The organism is Erythrobacter sp. S267, from assembly GCF_057365045.1.
In genome coordinates, this window is the sequence record NZ_CP200298.1 from 2,017,104 (window position 1) to 2,041,337 (window position 24,234).

Consider the following 24,234-nt stretch of genomic DNA (forward strand, 5'->3'; position numbering starts at 1 on the left):
AATCAGTTGAGCTCAACCACCTGCACTTGGTACTTCGCGGCGCGCAGAGCAGCGACCAGACGCTCGACCTGCTCTGCATCACGCGCTTCGCATTCGATGTCCGTGATAAGGCCCTTGGCCGGAAGCGTCGTGAAGATCCGCTGGTGGTAGATCTCGATGATGTTGACATTGTGCTGATCGAACAGCCGCATGACCTTGAACAGTGCTCCGGGACGATCCTGCAAGGTCACTCGGAGCCGCGCAAGACGCCCTTGGCGCGCAAGATCACGCAGCAACACATTGGCGAGCAGCCGCGTATCGATATTGCCGCCGCACAGGACAAGACCAACCGACTTGCCCGCAAACCGCTCTGGATTGGCGAGCACGGCGGCAAGACCTGCAGCCCCGGCGCCTTCGACCACGGTCTTCTCTATCTGGAGAAGCAGTGCGACCGCTTTTTCCAAGGCCGGTTCATCGACAAGGAGAATGTCATCGACCCGCTCAGCAATCACTTGCGCGGTGAACTCACCTGGGTTCTTGACCGCAATGCCTTCTGCAAGCGTGTCGCCGCCGCAATCGCGCGCCTCACCTTTGATGCGCGAGAACATGGAGGGGAACAAACCTGCCTGAACGCCGACCACTTCGATATCGGGGTTAAGTGACTTGGCAACCGTCGCCATGCCGGAGATCAGACCGCCGCCGCCAATCGGTGTGACGATGCAATCAAGGTCGTCCTTCACGTCCAGCATCTCAAGCGCGACCGTTCCCTGGCCCGCCGCGATTAGCGGGTCGTCGAAGGGGTGAACGAAGGTCAGGCCGCGCTCGACTTCAAGCTCACGCGCATGGGCGCTCGCATCGTCGAAGGTCTCGCCATGAAGCACCACATTGCCGCCCACACTCTCGGTCTGCATGACCTTCACTGTCGGCGTAGTCTTGGGCATCACGATGGTCACAGGCACGCCAAGACGGGTCCCGTGATAGGAAAGCCCTTGCGAATGGTTGCCAGCCGATGCGGCAATCACACCGCGCTCTTTCTGCTCGTCCGACAAATGCAGCAGAGCGTTCAGCGCGCCGCGCTCTTTATAGGCGGCGGTGAACTGAAGGTTCTCAAACTTGAGCCAAATGTCCGCGCCCGTAATCTCCGACAGGGTGATCGAGTGCATCATCGGCGTTTTTACAATCGCGCCCTCAATCCGGGCAGCGGCCGCGCGTACGTCTTCGATGGTCAGATCGGCAGGAGTGGCGATGGGAGCGTTGGCTGTCATAATGCGCGCTGGGTTAAGCCCCCTACGCCGTGAGGGCAATTCGAAACGCCGCCAAAGACCCCAACATTTTCTAATGCGCCCCAACAGCAACGCTTTCATGATCGACACATTGGCAAGGCCAGCGATAGGCTCTAGCAAGGCGACAAATGGACAAATCTCAAAACATTGCTTTCATTGGCCTGGGCGTGATGGGCGGTCCCATGGCCGCTCACCTCGCAAGGGCCGGTTACCCCGTTACCGCCTATAATCGCTCGCCAGAGCGCGCTCAGGCTTGGCGTGATGCATGGGCCAAGGAGGGCCTTGCGATCCGGTTTGCTGATACGCCCGCCCAAGCGGCTGCGGGCGCAGCCCTAGTCTTCACCTGCGTTGGCAATGACGAGGATTTGGCAAGCGTCACCTTGGGCGATGTCGGCGTGCTCTCAGGACTCTCGGATGGTGCTCTGCTGGTGGATCACACCACCACCTCTGCCACCATGGCACGGCGGCTGGGAGGGGCTTGCGCTGAGCGCTCCATCGGTTTCGTCGACGCGCCAGTGAGCGGAGGCCAAGCGGGCGCCGAAAGCGGCCAGCTCGCGATCATGTGCGGGGGAAGCGCCGAAGACTTGACCCGTGCAGAGCCAGTCATGGACGCTTACGCCAAGGCCATTGTCCATGTCGGCCCGACCGGAGCTGGCCAAACCGCAAAGATGGTCAACCAAATGTGCATTGCTGGAGTGCTTGCAGGGCTGAGCGAGGGCGTACGGCTGGCACAAGGCGCAGGGCTCGACCTCGACAAGACCTATGAAGCGATCTCGGGAGGTGCCGCGCAAAGCTGGCAGATGGACAATCGTTGGGCGACGATGGTGAAGGATGAGTTTGACTTTGGCTTTGCGATTGATTGGATGCGCAAGGATCTGGGCTATGCTCTGGATGAGGCGAAGCGTCTCGGCCTGTCCTCACCCATCACCGCGCTCGTCGATCAGTTCTACGCCGATGTGCAGGCGAACGGAGGCAGCAGGCACGACACCAGCGCGCTGATCAGTCGCCTGCCCAAGGCGAAAGACGTCTGATGAGCGGACAGCTGTTGCGTTCCTTATTGACCGCCGGTGCGCTTACCCTTGCCAGCCCCGCTGCGGCAGACACACTCGTCTACAATATTGACGGTATCACGGTTGACGAGAGCGGAGCGGTCAAGCGCTTCACGCAGCTGGTCTTCGATGATGAAGGCGTCATCACTCACGTCCTAGAGCGCGGTGAAGAGCGTCCTGAGGACATAGACTTCGCCATGGATGGCAATGGTCAGGTGATGCTTCCTGGAATGGTCGATGCGCATGTCAACGTCATGGACATCGGCTTTGGTGAGCTCACGCTCGACCTCGCGAATACGGACAGCCTTGATGCCATATTGGGCCGCATTGCTGCCTTTGCAGAAGCCAATCAGGGGCGCCCTTGGATCCTTGGGCGCGGCTGGGATGAGCTGCGCTGGGGCCTTGGACGCGCTCCAACGGCCGCTGACCTCGATGCGATAGCGCCTGACCGCCCGATCTGGCTCGTGAGCGCGGACGGCTCATCGGGTTGGGGCAACAGCCTCGCCTTGGAGCTGGCCGGCATCGATAGCGAGACCGTTGATCCGCTCGGCGGACGGATTGTCCGCGATGAGAGCGGCGCGCCTCAAGGCGTGTTCATCGGCACTGCGAAGGAGCTTGTCGAAGCCAACATTCCTCCCCCGCGCCCAGAGGACCGCGCCACAGCCTTCGCTCTTGCCCAAGAGGTCTTGCTGGCGAATGGAGTGACAGCGGTCGCCGATATGGGGACCGACCTCATCGACTGGATGACCTATCGCCGCGCAGGCGACCTTGGCCAATTGCGGGTGCGGATCATGGCCTATGCCGGATCGCCAGAGGTTATGGAGCTGATCGGAGGCTCTGGCCCGACACCATGGCTGTATGACGGTCACTTGCGTCTAAACGGCCTCGCACTTGAGTTGGATGGGACTCTCACCTCGCGCAGCGCTTGGCTAACCGAGGCCTATTCGGACGATCCCACCAATCGCGGCATCCCGCAAATGAGCGCAGCGCAATTGCGCAACCGGATGAGCCGCGCAGCGCTCGACAACTTTCAAACCGCCGTTCTGGCGCGAGGGGACCGCGCGAATGAGGAGCTGCTGCTCGCCATCGAGGAACTGGCGCTCACCTATACCGGGGACCGGCGCTGGCGGGTTGAGGGTGCAGGCTTCGTTGCCGCTGCCGATCTCGAACGGTTTGGAGATCATGGTGTCATCGCTTCGATGCAGCCTGCTCACTTGCCCGCACAAAGCCTAGCCGCAGAAGCGCTGCTTGATGAGGACAGTTTGGAAGGTGTCGAAGCATGGCGCAGCGTGCTCGAAGCGGGCGGCACAATCGCATTCGGCTCTGGCGCGCCTGCTGCCAGAACCAACCCTTTTCAGGGCATAGCCAGCGCGATCAGCCGCACTGATGCGACAGGCGAGCCGTTTGGCGGCTGGCGACCCCGCGAAAGTGTCTCTCGCGAACAAGCCCTCGCCGCGTTTACGGCAGATGCTGCTTTTGCAGGCTTTGCCGATGGGCGATTCGGTCGTCTGGTGGTGGGAGAACGCGCCGACTTTCTCTTCGTCGATCGCGATCCTTTGCTCTCCTCACCCGATGAAATCCGCCAAACGCGCGTCAGTGAGGTCTGGATTGCGGGACAACGCGTATTCGCGCGCTCAGATCGTTAACGCTCACACGATCCGCACTAGGTAGTGTTACTTAGGTGCTTGATTCATAGTGTGAATTTCATAAATTGCTCACCGAAGTCACCGATTGAGGTGGCGTCAGAGGCCGTGCGCTTTGGTAGGAGGAAATATGGTCCTTCCCTTCAAGAGTCGCGGTTTCTGGCCGGTCGCTTCTGGGTCTGCGTTTCCTAAGTCTGCTCTGCACAAACGAAGCAAAGCGCGCATGAAATTCAAGGCCTGACCGAGAAAACAGTTTGAAACGGACTGCGCTGCTCTCCCTCGCAGCGTCAGTTTCATACGAATTCGGGGAAATGCCAATGCCAGCCCAGCGCACCGTTTCGATGGTGAGTTTGGTCAACAACACACTCTAAAGGAGACGACTTGATGAAATTTCGCACCATCGCTCTGGCAACTGCAGCGCTTTCGCTCGCAGCATCGCCAGCCATCGCGCAGGCCGTATTTGAGCGCGCCAATGCCCCGATCGAAGGGGAAAGCATCGAAGGGAGCAACGGCATTCTGCTTGCGCTACTCGGTGGCGCAGTCGTGATCGGCGGACTTGTCGCAGCCTCTGGCGGCGGCGATGATGAGCCAACCAGTCCGTAAGGCGGCTCCAGCTGGTTTAGTCTCAGCTGATCCAGCTTAAGGATCAAAGAGAGGCTCTGCTGAACTGCGGGGCCTCTTTCCATTTGGGCCCCTTTCGCCTGGCCCCATGCTTATTGCGAATATGGTGCCACCTACTCGGCTGGCAAACCGTCGTTATCCTTACCCTCTGGCTCGTCGGTTGCCTTGAGCCCATCATCGCTTGCCTCAGCTTCGCTATCCGAGTCCTCGCCGCTTTCGCCACGGCGCTTCTTAGCCCGGTCGAGGATCAGCATCAGCAGCAGCGATCCCTCGAACAGCATGTAAAGCGGCACTGCGAGGATCAACTGTGTCCCCGGATCGGGCGGTGTCACGATAGCGGCCAAGGCAACGATCCCAACAATCACGTAGCGCCGTGCAGCCACAAGCTGATCGCGCTTTACGATACCAGCCATATGGAGAAGCATCAGCAGCACTGGCAGCAGGAATGTAAGCCCAAAGGCGAGGATAAACTGCATCACCAGCCCAAGGTAGTCCCCCGCCGCTGGCAGCGCCTGCACCTCAAGCCCGCCCGCTTCTCCCCCAAAGCCCAGGAAGAAAGTAAAGGCGAAAGGCATCACCACATAGTAAGCCAAAGCCGCCCCGCTGAAGAATAAGATCGGTGTAGCGATCAGGAACGGCAGGAACGCCTTCTTCTCCTCCGCATACAGCCCCGGTGCGATAAATGCCCACAATTGGTTGGCGATGATCGGGAAGCTGACCATGAAGCCAGCAAACAGCCCAATTTTTAGCTCGACGAAGAAAATCTCCGGTAGCTTTGTAAAGATCAGCTGGCCTTCCCCTTCCGGAAAGGCGTCCTTCAAGGGCTGAACCAGGTATCCGAGAATCGGGTCGGCGAAGTAAAAACAAATCCCAAACCCAATCAACAATGCAAAGACAGCGCGCACCAGTCGCGCGCGCAGCTCGATAAGGTGGTCGAGCAACGGAGCACGGGTCTCGTCTATGTCTTTGATCTCAAACGCCATGACCGACTTATTCGCTGTTCTTGTCGGTTGATACGGGAGGCTGCGGAGAAACCGGCTTAGGGGGTTCGGAAACAACCGCTTCAGCTGTCTGAGCCCCAGCATCATCTTCAACCGGAGGAGGCCCCGTCATTACCGGCTCACCTGCGGAAGCCTCACTCGAAGCAGCAGAGCGGCGCATGATCTCTTCGTTCTGCGCTTTCCACTTCTTCTCCATATCTTCCAGCTCAGCCTCGCGAACCATCGCGTCGACGCCTGTGCGGAAATGAGAGGAGACTTTGCGAACCTTACCGATCCAGCGGCCGGCCGTGCGCATCGCGGCAGGCATGTCCTTCGGCCCGATCACTAAGACCGCGACGATGATGATCACCAGAAGTTCAGTGGCAGCGATGTCGAACATGCAAGTTCCTGAAAAGCGCGCGGTGTAGCGAGCGCCAGGCGAGATTTAGCTGGCGGAGTCGCTCTTCTCGCTCGCCTTAGCTTCGGCCGCATCTTTCGCGGGCGCTTCGATCTGAGCCTTGGAGGCAGGCTTTGTCGCCTCTTCCTCGCTCATGCCCTTTTTAAAGCTCGAAATGCCTTTGCCGAAATCGCCCATCATCTCCGAAATGCGACCGCGTCCAAACAGGACAAGGATGACCAGCGCCACAATGAGGATCTGCCAGATTCCGATACCGCCCATGCGTTTTCTCTCTTGATTGCCCCGTTTCAGGGGTGTGTCCGGGGTTGGGTTTCAACACAATATAGGCATGAAGCGCGCGCTGCGCCAGTCAACAAGCTGTGTCAGTCTGTCGCGTCGGTCTGCTGAGCCTCTACAAAAGCATCCTCCTCAGCGTCTTCGGCGGGCTGGTCGCTGTCCGGATCCTCTTCCGATCCCGCTCCCATTGCCTCCTCAAAGGCATCATCGACAGGATCGAGCAGGCCTGCCGCTTTCAGCTCATCCATCCCCGGCAGATCGCGCCGCGTCTCAAGGCCAAAGTGGTCGAGAAACTCAGGTGTGGTTGCATAGATCACAGGTCGCCCAGGCACTTCGCGTCGGCCAGCAAGCTTAATCCAGCCCGCCTGCATCAATACGTCGAGCGTGCCGGAGCTGGTCTGCACGCCGCGGATCGATTCGATCTCAGCGCGACTAACAGGTTCGTGATAAGCGATGATCGCAAGCACTTCGGTTGCGGCGCGGCTGAGGCGGCGGACCTGCTCTTTCTCGCGGCGAAGTAGATGTGCCATGTCGGCGGCGGTCTCAAAGTGCCAGCGCTTGCCCCTCTCAACCAGTTGAACGCCGCGCTTTTCGTAATGGGCGGCGAGGGACTTTAGCCCGTCGCGCACTGCCGATTTCTCCAATCCACCCAGATGCGCAGCAAGATCATCAACCGAAAGCGGCTCTTCGGCGGCGAATAGGGTGGCTTCGAGGCCCCGTTCGATTTCATCGGGTTCTGCCGATGATGGATGACTTTCCGCCTCTTGCGTCACGCGGGCGCCTCCTCAGTCGTAGTCGGCGCACCTTGTTGAGCAGCTGACTGCTTTAAGCGGCGGATACGAAGGGGAGCGAACGCCTCCTCCTGCGCGATCTCGGCCCGCCCCAATCGTGCCAACTCAAGCGCGGCGACAAAGCTTGAAGCAAGCGCTGAGCGCCTCAGTTCAGGTTCGGCGTGTTTGGGCAGGAAGTCGCGAATTTCCATCCACTCCAGCGTCACGCCCAACATCGCCGAAACGCGGTCTAGCGCGCTGTCGAGGGTCATCACCGGCCGATCTGAGACGTGGTAGATGCGCGGCGCGGTGCGGGCCTTGACCTGCCCGTAGGCCTGGATCAGCGAATAAGCGTCCGAACGCCAGAGAATCTTGCGGTTGGTCCGCAGCCCCTCAGGAGCGCCGCGCAGAAAGATGTCGCGGCCAATCCGGTCGCGCCCCATCAATCGCGCCGCCGCCTCTCGCATGGCGCCTAGCCGTTGGAGGCGCAATTGCAGACGCAGAGCAAGCTCTTCGGGGCTGGGATCCTCTTGCTCATCCTTGGGCAAGAGTAGCGCGGATTTGAGGTAGGCGAGCCAGGCCGCCATCACCAGATAATCCGCTGCCAACTCCAGCCGAAGATCCTGCGCGCGCTCGATATAGGTGAGGTATTGATCCACCAGCGCCAAGATCGAGATTTGCCGCAGATCAACTTTCTGCCGGCGGGCAAGATCGAGCAGCAAATCGAGCGGGCCTTCCCATCCGTCAAGCTCGAGATAGAGCGCCTCGTCGCCCTTTTTCGCGCCTTGCTTGCCGGTTTCGTCTTCCCAGCCGTCAGGCATTTGCGCGGTGGGTTCTGAGGCTCCTGCCGCGTCGCCGGTTAGCATGAAGCCGTCTTCGTTTTCGGATGTCATGCCGCCTCCCCGGTCAGGGCCAAAAGTGCGTCGCGTTTGGCCAGGAGTTCGGGGGTTTGTTGATCAAGTACATCCGTGAGGCGAGTATCAAGAAGGGCGGCGTCGAGGCGGGTTTGGACGGCCTTTGACATGGGGGAAAGGGCTTCGCAGACACCCTCCATATCGGGCATTTTTGCCCAACAATTCAATATGATATCGCATCCAGCAGCCTGCGCACGGGCCGCGCGCTGCGGGATCATTCCGTCGAGCGCTTCCATGTCGATATCATCGGTTAGCAGCAGTCCGTCAAAGCCGATCTCACCCCGGATGATATCGCGGATGATTGTCTCGGAGAGAGTCGCCGGATTTTCCTCATCCCAGACTGGGAATTTGAGATGTCCCGTCATCCCGATCAACGCCGAATTCAGCGAGCGGAACGGAGCGATATCATGCTCCAGCTCTTCCGCGCTCGCATGAACCGTCGGCATTTCCTTATGCGTGTCGCACATCGAGCGCCCATGGCCTGGCATATGCTTGATGCACCCGGTCACCCCGCCCGCAGCAAGTCCGTCGAGAATCGCGCGGCCAATCGCGGCAACCTGCACCGGGTCAGAGCCGAGCGAGCGGTCCCCGATCACATCATGCGCGCCCGCCTGCCGGACATCGAGCGGAGGGTGATAGTCAACCGTGATGCCCATTGCCGACAGTTCCAGCGCCATCGCCTTCGCGCCCACACACGCCGCTTCAATCGCGCTCGCCGGGGCCAGCGCGAATAATTTATCGAACGCCTCCCCTGAGGGATAGGCCGCCCAATGCGGAGGACGCAGACGCGCCACGCGCCCACCTTCTTGATCAATCGAGATCAAAAGCCGCTCGCGCCCGTGCAACTCGCGCAATTCGTCAGTCAACGCGCGCAATTGCTCCGGCGTTTCACAATTGCGGCCAAACAGGATGTAGCCAGCCGGATCGGCCGCGCGAAAGAAGTCGCGTTCCTCATCGGTCAATCGAGGACCGCTACAGCCGAAAATCACCGGAATCATGAAGGAAATGTCGCAGCGAGTGCCCAATCAGGCAAGCGCGCTAACCACAGAGTCGGCGCGAATTTGGGTGGAAATCCGGTGAGAAACACCCGTTTGCGGGCCATTCTCGCGGAAAACGCCCTGTTTAGCCCTTCACCTGACAGTCGATCCCGTCGGCCTTCAACGCCGCGCAAAGGGCATTGGCAGCCGCGCGGTCAGGCGCAACGGCCTGCAAACGATAGACCGTGCCAATGTCGACAACGCCTTCTTCGATCCGATAGCGGAAGCCGTTCAATGCGCCGGTCCGCGCTGCAATCTCGCCCCAGCCCTGCTCTGCCCGAGCACGCGAGCTGTAAGCGGCAAGTTGCACGCCAACCCCCGTCGCAGAGGATGTTTCGGAAGCCGCGCCATCGGCACCATCAGCGCCATCGGCGCCCGCTCCGCCTTCAGCCCCGTCACCGGTTGCGACAACGCCGTCGCGCTGTTCACCTTGAGCAACCACAGGAGCAACATCGCCCGTGCCGTCAAATTCCTTGCCGCCGGGGTCGTCGGGGCGTTCTTTGATCGGCGTATCCGGCGCTTCGATCGTGCTGCCATCGGCGACGACCTCGCTAGGCTTCTTGCCGCCAAAATACCAAACGCTGCCAACCACGGCGACCAACATTGCAATCAGGAACAGAGCGACAATTACGACCTGAGTCGTGTCCACGCCGCCCGCATTGTCATCGTCTTCGTCGGCTTCGAGCCAAGGCAGGCTGTCATCGGCGGAGAGGTCCAGCTCTCCGTCTGTTGCTTCGCCCCCAGCATTGCCCCCTGCATCGCCCGTTTCAGCGTCTTCAAATTCGGCTTCGATAATCACGCCGCTAACCCTCTTGCATCTGGCCGCTTACATGCGGTCGACGGCCTCCACGCCAAGCACGCGTAACCCGTTACGTAACACTTGCCCGATTGAAGCGGCTAGGAAAAGGCGTGCGGCTGACAAAGGCGCATCCTGTTTCACGATGAACCGCTTTTGCGGATCGGTGTTACCCAGACTGTAGAAAGCGTTGAGGTCGGTTGCGAGGTCGTAGAGGTAGAACGCAATCCGGTGTGGCTCGCGCGCTTTCGCGGCAGCTTCAACCTCACGCGGGAATTGTGCAGCGCGCTGGATCAGAGCGATTTCTTCTTCCCCAAGCTGGCCAAGTGCATCGGCGGAGGGGGAAATACTCTCTTCTTCCAATGCCTTGCGCAAGTTCGACTGAATCCGCGCGTGGGCATATTGGACGTACCAGACCGGGTTGTCCTTGGACGCTTCGACCACTTTGGCAAAGTCGAACTCCATCTGCGCTTCGGGTTTGCGGGTCAGCATAGTGAAGCGCACCACGTCCTTGCCCACTTCGTCGATCATGTCGGCTATCGTGATGAAATTACCCGACCTTTTCGACATTTTGAGCGGCTCGCCCCCGCGCATCAACTGAACCATCTGGACCAGTTTCACGTCGAACGGGGTGGGGTCGCCTTTCCCTTCAGAAAGCGCCGCGACCGCTGCCTTGATCCGTTTCACGGTCCCGGCATGGTCCGCGCCCCAGATGTCGATCAGCTCGTCGGCATTTTCCGCCTTTTGCATGTGATAGGCCAGGTCAGCGCCGAAATAGGTCCATTTGCCGTCCGATTTCTTGATCGGGCGGTCCTGATCGTCGCCATATTTGGTCGAGCGGAACAGCGGCAGCTCGACCGGCTCCCAATCCTCTGGCGGGGCCTTGCCCTTGGGCGCTTCGAGCACGCCGTCATAGACAAGGTCATGTTCGCGCAGCCATTTCTCTGCCGCATCGGGTTTGCCGGCGGCATGCAGAGCGGCTTCTGAGGCAAAGACATCGTGCTCGATCCCCAGAAGCGCGAGGTCGGAGCGGATGAGGTCCATCATCTTGTCGACGGCGGAAGCGCGGAAGACGGGGAGCCACTCTTCTTCCGAAGCGCTTTGATACTTGTCGCCGAAGTCTGCTTTGAGCGCTTCTCCGACAGCGATCAGATAGTCGCCGGGATAGAAGCCTTCGGGGATTTCGCCAATATCCTCACCCAGCGCCTCGCGGTAGCGCAGATGGGCGGAGCGGGCGAGCGTGTCGACCTGACTTCCGGCGTCGTTGATGTAATATTCGCGCGTGACTTCGTGGCCTGCAAATTCGAGCAGGCTGGCAAGCGCATCGCCCACAACCGCGCCGCGGCAATGGCCCATATGCATCGGGCCGGTGGGGTTCGCGCTGACATATTCGACGTTGACGCGCCGACCTGCGCCCATTGTGGAGCGACCATAATCATCGCCCAGCGCATCGATGGCTTTCAGCTCAGTTAGCCACGCGTCGGGTGCGAGGCGCAGATTGATAAAGCCTGGCCCTGCAATCTCAGCGCTCTGGATGCCGTCATGCGCTTCCAGCTTGGCGGTGATCGCTTCGGCGAGGCTGCGCGGATTGGTCTTGGCAGGTTTGGCCAGCACCATCGCGGCATTGGTCGCCAGATCACCGTGTGAAGGATCGCGCGGCGGCTCCAGCGTGACATTGGCGAACGAAGTGCCCTCAGGCAGCGTGCCGTCAGTGACGAGGTCCGTCAGCGCGGCGTCGATAATGCCAGCATAGGCGGCGTAAAGAGTCGTGGTTTCAGTCATGTTTGTCTCTTGGAGCAAGCGCATAGGCGCAAGTAGCCGAAGAAGGAAGCGGGATCCCGGATCAAGTCCGGGATGACGTTAGGCGCTCAAACGGTGCGTAGCACCGCAAGCCCGACTGGGCGTCCGCAGGTGCCCGCAGCGAAGCGGAGGAACAGCACCGAGGAGCAGGCCCGGATGGGCCTGCACACAAATCAACGCGTCGCGTTATATCGCAGTTGGTCTTCGGTCAGCTGGAAACCGACCAGCATCTCAAACCGCGAACGCGCAATGGCGGCGCGCACTTCGGGAGCAGCCAGCGGGTCGAGCGCGGCTTCGGGGTCCCCAGGACGTCGTCGGCGGGTGATCCGCTCACGAATATCCTCTGGCAGAGAAGCTGCCGAGCGATCCACGAAAGAACCGGCCCGCCCGCTTGCCATGGCGCGATCTTCGCCATCGTTGAAGGTCAACGTGACTTCGCCGATCCGCTTGGTCACAACCGCGCTGCCACCTTGCAGGACGGTCACGAAATAGGGCAGCGTCACAGTGCGGCTGCCGCGCGTATCGGTGCGCTGGGCGCGCACGTCGAAGGTCGCCTCGCTATAGACCCGCTCCGATGATTCATCGCAGGTCGAGCGCAGATTGGTGATCGTGGCCGTCATGTCGAGATTGCTCGCGGTCACATCGCCCGGCACGCGGAACGTCGTCACATCGCCGGTATAATCAGGGATGCCAACCGCCGGGCAGCTGCTCAGCACAGAGGTGATCCCCACCCCTTGGTCGAACACCAGCTCACCTTCCCGCGCACAGCCCGCAAGGGCGGCAGCAAGAACAAAGGCGGGCAAAACACGGGAGCGAAATTGCATGTGTGGGTGATCCTAAAACAATTCAGTCGTTGATAGCGTCCAGACCCGAAAAGCGACATGAACCGCCGCTGATCGGTCACGTTGCCCTAGCGAGCCGTGACGCAAAGCGCTAGAGGGAGGCTTATGAACGCGACCTTGCAAACCAGTCAGCCCGCCTCAGACGAGAAAACACCCGCTGTCTCAGGCGAACCGCTCAACCTGCTGATCGCGGCCCCGCGCGGCTTTTGCGCCGGGGTCGACCGCGCGATTGAGATCGTGGAGAAGTCGCTCGAGCGGTACGGCGCTCCGGTCTATGTCCGGCACGAGATCGTCCACAACAAATATGTGGTTGAGGGCCTGAAAGCCAAAGGCGCGATCTTTGTGAAGGAGCTGGACGAGGTGCCGACCGATGCTCCGGTCGTCTTCAGCGCGCATGGCGTGCCGAAATCCGTCCCCGCTGAGGCAGAGCGGCGCAACATGATCTATGTCGATGCCACCTGCCCGCTGGTCTCCAAGGTCCACCGCCAAGCGGAACGCCAGCTTGAGAAGGGCCGGCACATCATCTTTGTGGGCCATGAGGGCCACCCGGAAGTGATCGGCACAATGGGTCAGGTCGCGCCCGGCCAGATGACTCTGGTTGAGAATATTGAGGACGTCGACAAGCTTCCCTTCGAATCGGATGAGCCGCTCGCCTATCTCACCCAGACCACGCTTTCGGTTGATGACACGCGCGAAGTGATCCAGGCGCTGGAATGGCGCTATCCCAATATTCGCGGGCCCAAGGCGGAGGACATTTGCTACGCCACCTCCAACCGGCAGGCAGCGGTCAAGGAACTGGCTCCCGATTGCGATCTGGTTCTGGTCGTGGGCGCGCCCAATTCCTCCAACTCGCTGCGGCTGGTTGAAGTGTCGGAGCGGCTGGGCACGCCGGGCAAACTGATCCAGCGCGCGGAAGAGATCGATCCGGCATGGCTCGAAGGGGTGAAGACGATTGGCCTGACGGCGGGCGCTTCTGCCCCGGAAGTGCTGGTGCGTGAAGTGGTCGATACGCTCGCCAAACTGCGCCCGATCCAAGAACGCACGATCACCTCAGCGGAAGAGAAGATGGTCTTCAAGCTGCCGCGCCAACTGACCGAATAGACGCGCGAATCAAGGCTCTGGTGCGATGGCCGTCTACACTCATCTGGGCGCAGAAGACCTAAGCGCGCTGATCGCTCACTACGATGTGGGCGAGCTGATCAGCGCGAAGGGGATTGCCGAAGGGGTCTCCAATTCCAACTGGCTGATCGAAACGCGTGATAGCGCGGGCAAGACCACGCGCTTTATCCTGACCATGTATGAGCGGCGGATTGAGCTTGCCGATCTGCCCTTTTTCCTCGACCTGATGGACCACTTGGCGGCGAAAGGTTGCCCGGTGCCGCGCACAATTCACGACCGGGACGGCGCGAGTGCGCGTGATGTGGATGGCAAAAAGGTCGCTCTGATCGAGTATCTGCCGGGCGTGAGCGTCGATCACCCCACGCCTCAGCAGGCATTCTCAGTCGGTCGCGCGCTGGCGCAGAACCATCTGGCGGTCGCTGACTTCGATCAGACGCGCGTCAACGATATGGGGCTGCCCGGCTGGCGGACTACCGTTGAACGCTGCGGGGCTGAGGCTCTGGCTGAGATCAATGCCGACCTGCCTGGTATTCTCGAAGCGGAGCTTACGCACTTGTCCGCAAATTGGCCCGCCGACCTGCCATCAGGCGTCGTCCATTGCGACCTCTTCCCCGACAATGTGCTGATGCTGGGAGACACGGTCGCGGGGCTGATCGACTTCTACTTCTCCGCCAGCGATGCCTTTGCCTATGACCTCGCCGTCACCCATGCCGCGTGGTGTTTCGCAGGGGGGAGCTTCGCAGACGAGGGCCAGTCCTACCGCGCCGATGTCGGCGAGGCTCTGCTCGCAGGTTATGAGGATATCCGCCCCCTCAGCGCCGCAGAGCGCGCCGCCCTGCCCACTTTCGCCCGCGGTGCCTGCGTCCGCTTCATCACCAGCCGGGCCGAAGACTGGATCACCACTCCGCCCGACGCACTTGTCTCACGCAAGGACCCAATGGATTTTGTCCGCCGATTGCGTATTTATACTGATAGGGGCGACACGATCTTTGGAGGTGCAGAATGATCGGACCCATAACCACCGGGGCCAAACCCATGAAACGCGTGTCGATCTACACCGACGGCGCGTGCAAGGGCAATCCGGGCCCGGGCGGCTGGGGTGCTCTCTTGCGGCTCGGCAAGCATGAGAAGGAAATCTCCGGCGCAGAAGCGGAGACGACCAACAACCGGATGGAGATGATGGCGGTCATCAAAGGCCTCGAAGCCTTGATCGAGCCTTGCCATGTCGATCTCTACTCAGACAGCAAATATGTCCTCGACGGGATGACCAAGTGGATTGATGGCTGGCAGAAACGCGGCTGGGTCACGGCGAGCAAGAAACCGGTGCGCAACGCTGATCTGTGGCACGAATTGATCGATGTGGCTGGCCGTCACCAAGTCGAATGGCATTGGGTCAAGGGCCACTCAGGCCATCCCGAGAATGAGCGGGTCGACAAACTCGCCAGCGATCAGGCCGAGAAAATCGCAGCTGAGGCTTAAGGCCCACCACCCCCGCAAACAGCAAAAGGGCGCGCCACCCGCTGGTGACACGCCCGTTCTTGTTACGCTGCGGACCTCCCACCCCGCCTCCCCGCCCGGCCACCAATAATACCAATTAGGTTTGGTGGCCGGGCGGGGAGGTGGGGCGGGAGGTCTGACCGGCGCCTGTGCGCCGATCAAAAGCTCTTAGCTGTTGTCTTCGACCGGTGCGTCCGGGCCGTTCTTCTTGATCGAGTCGATGGCGTTCTGCGCCGACGACTTGCTCGAATAGCCTTCGGTCGAGAACATGATTTCGCTATTGTACTTGAAGCGCACGCGAAACTCGCCGGCCTTGTCCTTATAAATCTCGAAATGATGAGCCATCTGATGGTTCTCCCTCTTACATGATGTTAAACTCTCGACCCTTTTTGCAGATAGGACCCGCGCTGACTAGCCCGCTGCACAAGCTTTTACAGCTGCGAAGCGCGAGGGGTCGTATCTCGCCGGGTCGATCCTTTCCGTGAGCGCATCTGCCCCCTGCCCCAACAGCAGCTGCGCGCCCAAGCGCGCGGCAGCCGGAGCGGTCTGGATGCCGAAGCCGCCTTGGCCTGCAAACCAGTTGAAGCCAGCAAGCTCTGGATCGCGGCCATAAACAGGCAAGCGGTCGGGGGCGAAGCTGCGCAAGCCCGCCCAGCGTCGCTCCACCGCCTCGATCCGCCACTGCGTCGCGCGTTCAAATCGGTCGATGGCGAGCGCCACGTCCATTTCCTCTGGCGCGGCGTCGCAAGGGGCGCTGGGCACTTCGTCATGGGGGCTGAGCCACAGGCGGCCGTTGTCTGGCTTGAAATAGAAGTCGCCTGAGATGTCGAGCACCAGCGGCAAGTCATCGGGCACGGGCTGGGATACCCGCAATTGCGCGACCGTGCGACGCTTGGGCTCGATGCCGAGCGGGCGTGCGCCTGCCAGTTGAGCGATCACATCGGCCCAGGCCCCGGCGGCATTGACCACTTCGCGGGCGCGCCAGCTCTCCCCGGCCTCACTCCCGATCCGCCAACCGCCTGCTTCGCGCTGGATATGCGCGACCCTTGCACGGCAGATGAGGTCCGCACCCGACGCCTTGAGCGCTCTCAAATAGTGCTGGTGCAGCCTGGCCACGTCGATATCGGCGCAGACCTCTTCGTAAATCGCGTCGCACCATTGATCGCGCAATTGCGGGACATGGGTCTTGAGCGCTTCGCCGCCCAGCCGCTCTATCGTCACGCCGGTGCCAACAAAGCTCTCGACGAAGCTGTCCATCTTGGCCCGGTCTTCAGCCCGCCCGATATAGAGCGCGCCGCGCTGCGAGAGGAAACCGTGATCGCGCAAGTAACCGCCCGAGGCCAACGTCAGCGGCACCACGCCGGGACCGCCATAGCATTCCTCCCAGAACGCAGCCGAACGCCCGGTCGCATGGTATCCGGGCGCGTCTTCCGCCTCCAGCACCAGCACGCGGGCATTGGGTGCCAGCTCAGCGGCGATGCTTGCGCCTGCCATGCCAGCGCCAATGACAGCAAAGTCGTAGAGCGTGTCGGTCATCAGGCGGTATCTTTGGGAGGGACCACCTCATCAAGGAACTTGGCGATCGCGTCCATCATCAGAGCGCGCACTTCGTCCACTTCGCGCAGGATCTCGTGCCGGGCCTCATGGCCGAAGATGTATATCTGCGCGTTGGGCAAGCGCTCAGAGGCGCGGACATTGGCATCGTGGCTGACCAATTTGTCGGCGATTGTCGAGGCGATGAAGACCGGGACTGTGACAGCCTCCAACGCGCCCGGCTCCTCCAGCCGCCGCCATGATGCATAGGCCCGCTCAACCCAGCGCCAGCTCGCAGGGCCCATGACCAGCTCAGGCCGGTTGGTGCGCCAGACCTCTTCATCATGATAACGGTCGGGATCATGGGTGAGCAGATTGACGCGGTCCTTGGGCAGCTCGCCCGGCTTCTCGCTCCACTTCCACGCCGGACGGGTCGGATCGCCGACGACATTCATCAACTTCGCGACGGTGTGGAGAATGGGCAGCGGAAGAGGCGGGCCCTGCATCCCCAGCATGGGGGCGGAGAGGACGACGGCGTCCGGCTCCATCAAGCCATCAACCAGAGCGCGCATGATCAGATGCCCGCCCATCGAGTGCCCAGCGAGCACATGGGGTCCGGGAACTTCCTTGATCCATTGCTCCCAGATGTGAGCGAGATCAGCGGTCCAGACCGTGAAATCCTCAATATGCCCGGTAACCGCATCCTTGCCGAGCCGACCAGAGCCTGCCTGCCCGCGCCAATCGCTGGCGGTCACATGCCAGCCGTCGCGGTGCCATTCCTCCAGGCTCTCTATATACTTCTCATAGGTATCGCCGCGCCCGGGCATGAACAGGATTGATCCGCGCGGGGCGGCGTTGTCATTGGCTCCGGGCCAGTCGATCCGGCGAAGCGCATGACCATCGGCTGCGTGCCACACGCTTTCGCTGGCGGCAGGCGGGATCGCTCTACGGTCAATCCCGGAGGATGCCGTTATTCCGGGATTGGTTAGGCCGGTGTCAGTTGACCCAGCATTGTTTCCAAGGCCGGTCGAAACGTGCGTTGTCTCGGTAATCGGATCCCTCCGAGTTTGGTTACTATTTCGTAAGCACTCACCTGTAGCACCGCCCCAAGACACGCGAAAACCAGATGGGTTTACCTTCTGTGAAAACCGCGAATGCAGGGGCGATGACAATGTCGATCTTTCACTACGGACTGCTGGTTGCCTTGGCAATTGCGCTGCTGTTTGCAGCCTATACCGACATGCGTTCGCGCACGATTTCCAACTGGCTCAACATCGCCATTGCCGCTGGCGCGCCTTTGTTCTGGTGGGCGAGTGGTCTGTCGCTCTGGCCGGACATGGCCTGGCAGCTGGGCTTTGCCCTTGGCGTATGCGCGCTGCTGATCGGTATCGCCTTCATCGGGTACAAGCTGGGCATCCTCATCCTGGGTGGTGGGGATATCAAGCTGCTGGGCGCGCTGTCTTTGTGGCTGACGCCGTTCCTGTTCACGAAGATGCTGATCGCCATGGCCCTTGCCGGTGGCCTGCTGGCGTTTCTGTTTGTCGCCTATCAGATCATCATCAAACCAAAGAAGCGGCCGCGCCTTCCTTACGGCGTTGCCATCACGATGGGCGTGCTGTGGGTCCTGTACCCGCAGCTGATCGCCGTTCCCCAATTTGCCTAAATTTTTTTGCGCGAAGGTACGGAGAGTTCCGCGCCGTGAACCCGATCTTAACCAATTGCGCCTTAACCGTTGCAACCATACCCGCCCGCAATTTTTCAGGGCCGACACGAGGGGGCTGATTAGCCATGGATAAGAAGAAGCTTGTTCTGCTGCTTGGAGCACTGGTCGTAGCGATCGGAAGCGCTTTCCTTGCACGTAGCATGTTCGCTGGTGATGCAGCTCCGGCTGCTGAAGCCGCCGCTGCACCTGCGGTCGAAGGACCCAAGGTGCTGGTCGCAAACCGCGCTCTGCCTGCGGGAACGATCATTACCGCTGACGCGATGGGCTATCAGGAATGGCCCGAAGAGCTCGTTCAGGACGCCTACTTCATTGAAGGCGAATCGGATATGAGCCAGCTGCTCGGCACGGTTGTGCGTTATCCTGTCACCGCTGGTGAGCCTGTCACGCAAGGGTCGCTCGTGCGTCCTGGTGACCGTGGCTTCCTGGCTGCTGCTCTTGGCGCCGGTATGCGCGCTGTGACGGTTCCGGTGTCGGCTAAGACCGGCGTTGCTGGCTTTGTCTTCCCGGGCGACCGCGTTGACGTTGTTCTCACGCAGACAGTGACCGGCGAAGGCCAACCATTGAAAGCTGCTGAGACGGTTCTGCGTAACCTTCGCGTTCTCGCAACCGACCAGACGACCGAGCAAGTGACCGACGAAGAAGGCAAGACCGTTGTTCGTGCGTTCCGTACCGTTACTCTCGAAGTGACGCCGCAGATCGCCGAGAAGGTTGCTGTTGCTCAGACCGTTGGTGAACTGACGCTGGTTCTGCGTTCGATCTCTGACAACCAGGCTGAGCTTGAGCGTGCGATTGCTTCGGGTGCAGTCAACATTCCCGACGACGCTACGCCGGAAGAGGAAGAGCGTATCCTTCGTTCGGCTATGAGCCGTCCGATCGACACTCGCTCGACTTTCTCAACCGGTGGCGATGTCTCGCGCTTCCAGCGCAAGAATCCACCACCGCAGAACGACGGCGGTCGCCGTACGACGCCAGCGGCTCCGGGTGTTCCGGCGCGCATGGATGGCGCTCCTGTCAATGCAGGTCCGACGGTCCGTGTGACCCGCGGTCAGGCCACCACTGAAGTGCCGGTTGGCGGTTCGGTCAGCACAGCTGTGCGTCCGGGCGCTGGTAGCACGATCCGTTGAGGGGAATGACCATGCGCACGTCACGCAATCGAACGAATTTTTCAGGGAAATCCACGGGGGAGCCCATTATGAAAGTCAAGTCTTACACCAAGGCCCTGTTGGCCGGTCTGGTAGCGCTGCCGATGGTTGCCGCTCCCACTGGCACCGCAACAGCGCAGCAGGTTGTTAGCCCAAGCGAAGAGATCGTCCTTTCGATCGGTCGCGGTGAGCTGGTGACTGTTCCTGGTTCGATGGCCGATGTGTTTGTCGCCAACGATTCCATTGCCGACGTTCAGATCAAATCGCAGCGTCAGCTGTATGTCTTTGGCCGCGCAGGCGGTGAGACGACGATCTACGCCAGCAATGCTCGCGGCGATGTGATCTTCTCGGCCAATGTCCGCGTGGGTTCGAACATCGGCAGCATCGACCAGATGCTCGCCCTGGCCATGCCGGATGCTCAAGTGAGCGTTGCGACTATGGGCACCAACACTGTGCTGTTGACCGGCACAGTGGCAGCGCCTGAAGATGCAGCCGAAGCTGAGCGTCTTGTGTCTGCTTTCCTTGGCGAAGAAGCCAATGTGATCAGCCGTCTTAAGACTGCAACGCCGCTGCAAGTGAACGTCAAAGTGACCTTCGCAGAAGTCAGCCGTTCGCTGGTGCGCGCCATTGGCGGCAACCTGACGACGATTGACGGATCGAGCGGCAGCACCTTCCTTGGCGGGCTTGGCTCTGGCCGCGCCCTGACCGGTGAACAAGGCTTCAACGCAGGCGGTCCGCTTAGCGTTGGTCCGGGTGCCGGCACCGTCAACCAGACGCGTTTTGTTCGCGATCTTCTTGGCAATATCGTGACCGATGGTGACGGTGTTCCGCTGACCGAAGATATTCCGGGAACGGCCATCGGCAACAGCACCAATGGTGGCACGACCCTGGGTGGTCTTGGCCGTCTGTTTGGTCTCGATGTTCTTGGAGCGCTCGACCTGTCGGAGCGTCTGGGCCTCATCACCACGCTTTCCGAACCGAACCTCACCGCGCTTTCGGGCGAAACGGCAACCTTCCTTGCCGGTGGTGAGTTCCCGATTCCGATTTCGCAAGGGCTCGGCAACGTTTCGATCGACTATAAGCAGTTCGGTGTGAGCCTCGCTTACACCCCGACTGTCCTGTCGAACGGCCGTATCTCGATGCGGGTGCGTCCAGAAGTCTCCGAGCTGTCGACCCAAGGGTCGATCACTCTCAACGGCTTCCAGGTGCCTGCACTGACCACGCGCCGGACGGAAACGACCATCGAACTGGGTTCGGGCCAAAGCTTCATGATCGCAGGCCTGATGAGCACCAACGCTCAGAACGCTCTCGATAAAGCTCCGGGTCTTGGTGAGATTCCGATCCTTGGCAACCTGTTCCGCAGCCGCGATTTCCGTAAGGGCGAAACAGAGCTGGTCATCATCGTGACGCCGTATCTGGTGCAGCCGGTCAACGCACGCGACATTCGCTTGCCGACCGACGGCTACCACTCGGCTAACGAATTCGAGCAGTTCCTCGGCTATCAGGACAATTCGGGTGTTTCGGGCGAACAGCGTCCGGGTCCGACGGCTGCATCGCCTGATGCGCCTAACCCGGACATCAGCCAGATCGATCCAGAAGCGGTTCTTCCGAATGCTCCGCAGCAGGAACGCCGGGCCGATGATCGCAACACTCGTGGACGGGATCGTCAAGCCGAAGCGGCTGCACCCGGCTTCAGCCTTTAATTTTTGGAAGCGAAAGGTATCAGCCAATGAAACTCGCAAAGAATAGCAAATTGTTTGGCGCCGCTATCCTGTCGCTCGGGCTCACTCTGGGAGCCTGCGGTGGGATGCCGACCAACACATCGCTTTACAGCACCAAGCAACCGGTGGTGGAACGCACCAACTTCACGTTGGACGTTGACACCAATCGCTCTGGCCTCTCGATCTCCGAGCAGCAGCGCGTCAACGGTTGGTTTGAAACGATGGATCTGGGTTACGGCGATCGCGTGACGATCGAAGACCCCAGCTCTAACCCGGCTGTCAAAGAGGCAGTGAACGATCTGGCAGGCCGTTATGGTCTGATTGTCGACACTGTTGCTCCAACGACTTCGGGCATGCTGCAACCGGGTCAGGCACGCGTGGTTATCACGCGTTCCGAAGCCAAGGTTCCAGGCTGCCCTGACTGGTCGGCTCGCTCTGACAGCAACTACATGAATGGCACCAGCCCGGGATATGGCTGCGCGGTCAACTCGAACATGGCGGCGATGATCGCCAATCCGGAAGACCTTCTCGAAGGTCAAACCGGTACGGGTGAGACTGTGATCGCAACCGGCACCCGCGCCATCGAAACCTATCGTGACGCCGAGCCTACGGGCGCCGGTGGTCTTCAAGCCGCTACTGCTGGAGGGAACTGATCTCATGAATGCTCCTTGGAAATCGGGTCTTCCCGGCAATCGCGATCCGTTTGCCGCCTATATCTGCGACGATGCCGCGCTCGACGTGCTGCGTCCGGTCGTGATCGAGATGGGCTGGCAGCCGGAGAAGTGTAACAAAGGCGGTCTTCGCAACGCGATCCAGTCGCTTTCTGTCAGCGCCTCGCCTGCCATTCTGGTCGTCGACCTGTCGGAAAGCGGTGATCCGCTCAACGACATCAACGCCCTGGCAGAGGTTTGCGAGCCCGGCACCGTTGTGATCGCAATTGGCCAGGTCAATGACGTGCGCCTCTATCGCGATCTGCTGGCTAGCGGGATCCACGACTATCTGCTCAAGCCGCTGAACGCTCAGGCTCTGCATGATGCCCTGAACGGCGCGCTTGCGGTCTTCACCTCGCCCAAATCGGGCGATGGCGAAGCGGTCAAGCGTCACATCTCGACCGCAGTGGTCGGGACGCGTGGCGGTGTTGGCGCTTCGACGCTGGCAACCTCGCTTGCATGGCAGTTCTCGGAGCATCACAATGCCCCGACCGCTCTGCTCGATCTCGACGTGCACTTCGGCACCGGCGCTCTTGCGCTGGATCTGGAGCCGGGCCGCGGCCTGACTGACGCGATCGATAACCCAAGCCGAATCGACGGCCTGTTCATCGAACGCGCCATGATCCGTGCCAGCGACAATCTGTCGATCCTGTCGGCAGAGGCACCGATCAGCCAGCCGCTGATGACCGATGGTGCGGCCTTCGTTCAGCTGGAGGAAGAATTCCGCCAGGCGTTCGAAATGACCGTCATCGATCTGCCGCGCAACATGCTGATCAACTTCCCGCATCTGCTGGCCGACGTGAACCTCGTCCTGCTGACTTGCGAGCTGACGCTGGCTTCTGCCCGCGACACGATCCGCATCCTCAGCTGGCTGAAGACCAATGCGGCGCACGCTCACCCGATGATCGTCGCCAACAAGGCTCAGCCGGGCATCGCGGAAATCAGCAAGGCCGATTTCGAAGCGTCGATTGAGCGTAAGGTGGACTTCATGGTCCCCTACGACGCGAAAGCCGCTGCGAACGCTGCCAAGCTGGGTCAGGTGTTTGTCGAGGCGAACAAGTCTTCGAAAGCCACCGCTGCGATGAAGCAGATCGCTGAACGCATCATGGGTGCCAGCGAAGAAGACCTCGCCAGCGTGACCGAAGAGAAGAAATCGCTTCTGGGCGGTTTCCAGCTCAAGGGTCTGCTGTCGAAGAAAGACAAGAACGCAGAAGTCGAAGAGGCTGCTGAGTAACACCCGCGAGTGGTCGCGCATGACGGGGAGACCTTCCCCAAATGCGCGGCCGGTCGCGAGGGACTACGGATTACCGGGGATCACCGCCGCATCCCGGCGTCGGTTCCAGCGTCAGCAGCTATGCTGATGCGAATTGACGAAGAGCAAGGAACGAGCAGGACACACGCGCCATGGACTATTTTCAGACCCTGCTGATCACGGTGTTGATCTTCGCTGTAATGGTTGCCGGCTACCTAGTGGTGGCGGGAACCGCAGCGGGCAAGTCACAAAAACGCCGGCTGGATTCGCTGCGCTTTCGCCATTCGGACTCAACCGATGCCAAAGTTGAATCTCAGTTCAAGAAAGCGATCGCCGCGCGTAAACCAAAGGCGTACAAGGTCGCAGGCTCCGGCTCGCGGACCGAAGCGCTTGAAATGCGGCTCGACCGAACGGGCAAGGGCTGGACGCTTGCCAACTATATCTATTCCTCGCTTGGCCTGCTGATCGTCGCTGGCGTGCTGGTGTACATCCAGTCCGGCCACGCTCTGCTGTCGCTGGGCATCGGCGCGGCTGTGGGCCTTGGCATTCCGCACCTGGTTGTCGGCTTCTTCATCAACAAGCGGACCGCGGAATTCAACGCAAAGTTCCCGGACGGGATCGAGCTGCTGGTGCGCGGTCTGCGCTCCGGTCTCCCAGTCACCGAAACGCTCGGCGTGGTGGCAGAGGAAGTGCCGGGTCCTGTGGGCCTTGAGTTCAAAGGCATCGTGGAACGGATCAAGATCGGTAAGACGATGGAAGATTCGCTTCAGGAAACCGCTGATCGTCTGGGCATTGCCGAGTTCAACTTCTTCTGCATCACTCTCGCCATTCAGCGCGAAACCGGTGGTAACCTGGCAGAGACGTTGTCGAACCTCGCCGACGTGCTGCGCAAGCGTGCGCAGATGAAGCTGAAGATCAAAGCGATGAGCTCGGAAGCGAAAGCTTCGGCCTATATCGTTGGCTCGCTGCCCTTCATCGTGTTCGGTCTGATCACTTGGATCGACCCCGAATACACCGCTGGCTTCTTCTATGAAGAGCGGCTGATGGTCGCTGGGCTCGTTGGCCTGGCCATGATCAGCACGGGCGCCTTCATCATGGCCAAAATGGTCAACTTCGAAATCTGATCCGG

At 60.6% G+C, this 24,234-nt stretch carries 24 protein-coding genes and 1 pseudogene; 12 read left to right on the forward strand and 13 right to left on the reverse strand.

Features of this window, described 5'->3' with window-relative positions; all coding sequences use genetic code 11:
* Nucleotides 1-2: 2 nt before the first annotated feature.
* Nucleotides 3-1,244, reverse strand: coding sequence for a threonine ammonia-lyase (locus tag AC0V6X_RS09565; RefSeq protein ID WP_486184327.1), 1,242 nt, complete (start codon nt 1,242-1,244; stop codon nt 3-5).
* A 137-nt stretch (nt 1,245-1,381) separates the two neighbouring features.
* Here AC0V6X_RS09565 and AC0V6X_RS09570 point away from each other — a divergent pair.
* The 3 genes and pseudogenes from AC0V6X_RS09570 to AC0V6X_RS09580 form a co-directional block, all read left to right on the forward strand.
* Nucleotides 1,382-2,293: pseudogene (locus tag AC0V6X_RS09570) on the forward strand (NAD(P)-dependent oxidoreductase); the annotation flags it as partial.
* Nucleotides 2,293-3,957 (forward strand): amidohydrolase, encoded by a 1,665-nt coding sequence (locus tag AC0V6X_RS09575; RefSeq protein WP_486184328.1) that lies wholly within the window; start codon nt 2,293-2,295, stop codon nt 3,955-3,957. The pseudogene AC0V6X_RS09570 and the gene AC0V6X_RS09575, both read left to right, overlap by 1 nt.
* 381 nt (nt 3,958-4,338) lie before the next feature.
* Nucleotides 4,339-4,557 carry a hypothetical protein gene (locus AC0V6X_RS09580; protein WP_486184329.1) on the forward strand — a complete coding sequence of 73 codons (219 nt, stop codon included), beginning with the start codon at nt 4,339-4,341 and terminating at the stop codon, nt 4,555-4,557.
* 131 nt (nt 4,558-4,688) lie between these two features.
* Here the strand turns inward: AC0V6X_RS09580 and tatC are convergent, their stop codons facing one another.
* The 9 genes from tatC to AC0V6X_RS09625 form a co-directional block, all read right to left on the reverse strand.
* Nucleotides 4,689-5,558 (reverse strand): twin-arginine translocase subunit TatC, encoded by an 870-nt coding sequence (gene tatC / locus AC0V6X_RS09585; protein ID WP_486184330.1) that lies wholly within the window; start codon nt 5,556-5,558, stop codon nt 4,689-4,691.
* Nucleotides 5,559-5,565: 7 nt separating this feature from the next.
* On the reverse strand, nt 5,566-5,955 hold the full coding sequence (gene tatB / locus AC0V6X_RS09590; RefSeq protein WP_486184331.1) for a Sec-independent protein translocase protein TatB: 390 nt from the start codon (nt 5,953-5,955) through the stop codon (nt 5,566-5,568).
* Between the two features lie 45 nt (nt 5,956-6,000).
* Nucleotides 6,001-6,234, reverse strand: coding sequence for a twin-arginine translocase TatA/TatE family subunit (locus tag AC0V6X_RS09595; RefSeq protein ID WP_486184332.1), 234 nt, complete (start codon nt 6,232-6,234; stop codon nt 6,001-6,003).
* A gap of 101 nt (nt 6,235-6,335) precedes the next feature.
* Nucleotides 6,336-7,022, reverse strand: coding sequence for an SMC-Scp complex subunit ScpB (gene scpB / locus AC0V6X_RS09600; RefSeq protein WP_486184333.1), 687 nt, complete (start codon nt 7,020-7,022; stop codon nt 6,336-6,338).
* Complete coding sequence (locus tag AC0V6X_RS09605; RefSeq protein ID WP_486185560.1) at nt 7,019-7,840, reverse strand: segregation and condensation protein A; 822 nt, start codon at nt 7,838-7,840, stop codon at nt 7,019-7,021. The genes scpB and AC0V6X_RS09605 overlap by 4 nt, the downstream gene beginning before the upstream one ends.
* 68 nt (nt 7,841-7,908) lie before the next feature.
* Nucleotides 7,909-8,931: a beta-N-acetylhexosaminidase gene (nagZ, locus tag AC0V6X_RS09610; RefSeq protein WP_486185561.1), complete on the reverse strand. Its 1,023-nt coding sequence runs from the start codon at nt 8,929-8,931 to the stop codon at nt 7,909-7,911.
* A 124-nt stretch (nt 8,932-9,055) separates the two neighbouring features.
* On the reverse strand, nt 9,056-9,769 hold the full coding sequence (locus AC0V6X_RS09615; protein ID WP_486184334.1) for an SPOR domain-containing protein: 714 nt from the start codon (nt 9,767-9,769) through the stop codon (nt 9,056-9,058).
* A 27-nt stretch (nt 9,770-9,796) separates the two neighbouring features.
* A complete protein-coding gene (argS, locus tag AC0V6X_RS09620; RefSeq protein ID WP_486184335.1) occupies nt 9,797-11,548 on the reverse strand; it encodes an arginine--tRNA ligase in 1,752 nt (583 codons plus the stop codon).
* Nucleotides 11,549-11,739: 191 nt separating this feature from the next.
* Nucleotides 11,740-12,390, reverse strand: coding sequence for a hypothetical protein (locus AC0V6X_RS09625; protein WP_486184336.1), 651 nt, complete (start codon nt 12,388-12,390; stop codon nt 11,740-11,742).
* A 123-nt stretch (nt 12,391-12,513) separates the two neighbouring features.
* On the opposite strand from AC0V6X_RS09625, the gene ispH reads away from it, so the two are divergent.
* The 3 genes from ispH to rnhA are packed head-to-tail and all read left to right on the forward strand — an operon-like array spanning nt 12,514 to nt 15,006.
* A complete protein-coding gene (ispH, locus tag AC0V6X_RS09630; protein ID WP_486184337.1) occupies nt 12,514-13,509 on the forward strand; it encodes a 4-hydroxy-3-methylbut-2-enyl diphosphate reductase in 996 nt (331 codons plus the stop codon).
* A gap of 25 nt (nt 13,510-13,534) precedes the next feature.
* Nucleotides 13,535-14,533, forward strand: a complete 999-nt coding sequence (gene thrB, locus AC0V6X_RS09635) for a homoserine kinase (protein ID WP_486184338.1) — start codon at nt 13,535-13,537, stop codon at nt 14,531-14,533.
* 29 nt (nt 14,534-14,562) lie between these two features.
* Nucleotides 14,563-15,006: a ribonuclease HI gene (gene rnhA / locus AC0V6X_RS09640; protein WP_486185562.1), complete on the forward strand. Its 444-nt coding sequence runs from the start codon at nt 14,563-14,565 to the stop codon at nt 15,004-15,006.
* 186 nt (nt 15,007-15,192) lie between these two features.
* Here the strand turns inward: rnhA and AC0V6X_RS09645 are convergent, their stop codons facing one another.
* From AC0V6X_RS09645 to AC0V6X_RS09655, 3 genes are all read right to left on the reverse strand, one after another.
* Complete coding sequence (locus AC0V6X_RS09645) at nt 15,193-15,369, reverse strand: YegP family protein (RefSeq protein WP_486184339.1); 177 nt, start codon at nt 15,367-15,369, stop codon at nt 15,193-15,195.
* Nucleotides 15,370-15,435: 66 nt separating this feature from the next.
* Complete coding sequence (locus AC0V6X_RS09650; RefSeq protein WP_486184340.1) at nt 15,436-16,560, reverse strand: NAD(P)/FAD-dependent oxidoreductase; 1,125 nt, start codon at nt 16,558-16,560, stop codon at nt 15,436-15,438.
* Nucleotides 16,560-17,474, reverse strand: a complete 915-nt coding sequence (locus tag AC0V6X_RS09655; protein ID WP_486184341.1) for an alpha/beta fold hydrolase — start codon at nt 17,472-17,474, stop codon at nt 16,560-16,562. Before AC0V6X_RS09655 ends, AC0V6X_RS09650 begins: the two co-directional genes overlap by 1 nt.
* A gap of 254 nt (nt 17,475-17,728) precedes the next feature.
* On the opposite strand from AC0V6X_RS09655, the gene AC0V6X_RS09660 reads away from it, so the two are divergent.
* The 6 genes from AC0V6X_RS09660 to AC0V6X_RS09685 all read left to right on the forward strand — a co-directional run bounded on the left by AC0V6X_RS09660 (nt 17,729) and on the right by AC0V6X_RS09685 (nt 24,229).
* Nucleotides 17,729-18,220, forward strand: a complete 492-nt coding sequence (locus AC0V6X_RS09660) for an A24 family peptidase (protein ID WP_486184342.1) — start codon at nt 17,729-17,731, stop codon at nt 18,218-18,220.
* Nucleotides 18,221-18,345: 125 nt separating this feature from the next.
* Nucleotides 18,346-19,404: a Flp pilus assembly protein CpaB gene (cpaB, locus tag AC0V6X_RS09665; RefSeq protein WP_486184343.1), complete on the forward strand. Its 1,059-nt coding sequence runs from the start codon at nt 18,346-18,348 to the stop codon at nt 19,402-19,404.
* 68 nt (nt 19,405-19,472) lie between these two features.
* Complete coding sequence (locus AC0V6X_RS09670; RefSeq protein ID WP_486184344.1) at nt 19,473-21,125, forward strand: type II and III secretion system protein family protein; 1,653 nt, start codon at nt 19,473-19,475, stop codon at nt 21,123-21,125.
* A gap of 26 nt (nt 21,126-21,151) precedes the next feature.
* Nucleotides 21,152-21,796: a CpaD family pilus assembly protein gene (locus AC0V6X_RS09675; RefSeq protein ID WP_486184345.1), complete on the forward strand. Its 645-nt coding sequence runs from the start codon at nt 21,152-21,154 to the stop codon at nt 21,794-21,796.
* Nucleotides 21,797-21,800: 4 nt separating this feature from the next.
* Nucleotides 21,801-23,087 (forward strand): pilus assembly protein CpaE, encoded by a 1,287-nt coding sequence (locus AC0V6X_RS09680; RefSeq protein ID WP_486184346.1) that lies wholly within the window; start codon nt 21,801-21,803, stop codon nt 23,085-23,087.
* Nucleotides 23,088-23,257: 170 nt separating this feature from the next.
* Nucleotides 23,258-24,229 carry a type II secretion system F family protein gene (locus AC0V6X_RS09685; RefSeq protein ID WP_486184347.1) on the forward strand — a complete coding sequence of 324 codons (972 nt, stop codon included), beginning with the start codon at nt 23,258-23,260 and terminating at the stop codon, nt 24,227-24,229.
* Nucleotides 24,230-24,234 lie beyond the last annotated feature (5 nt).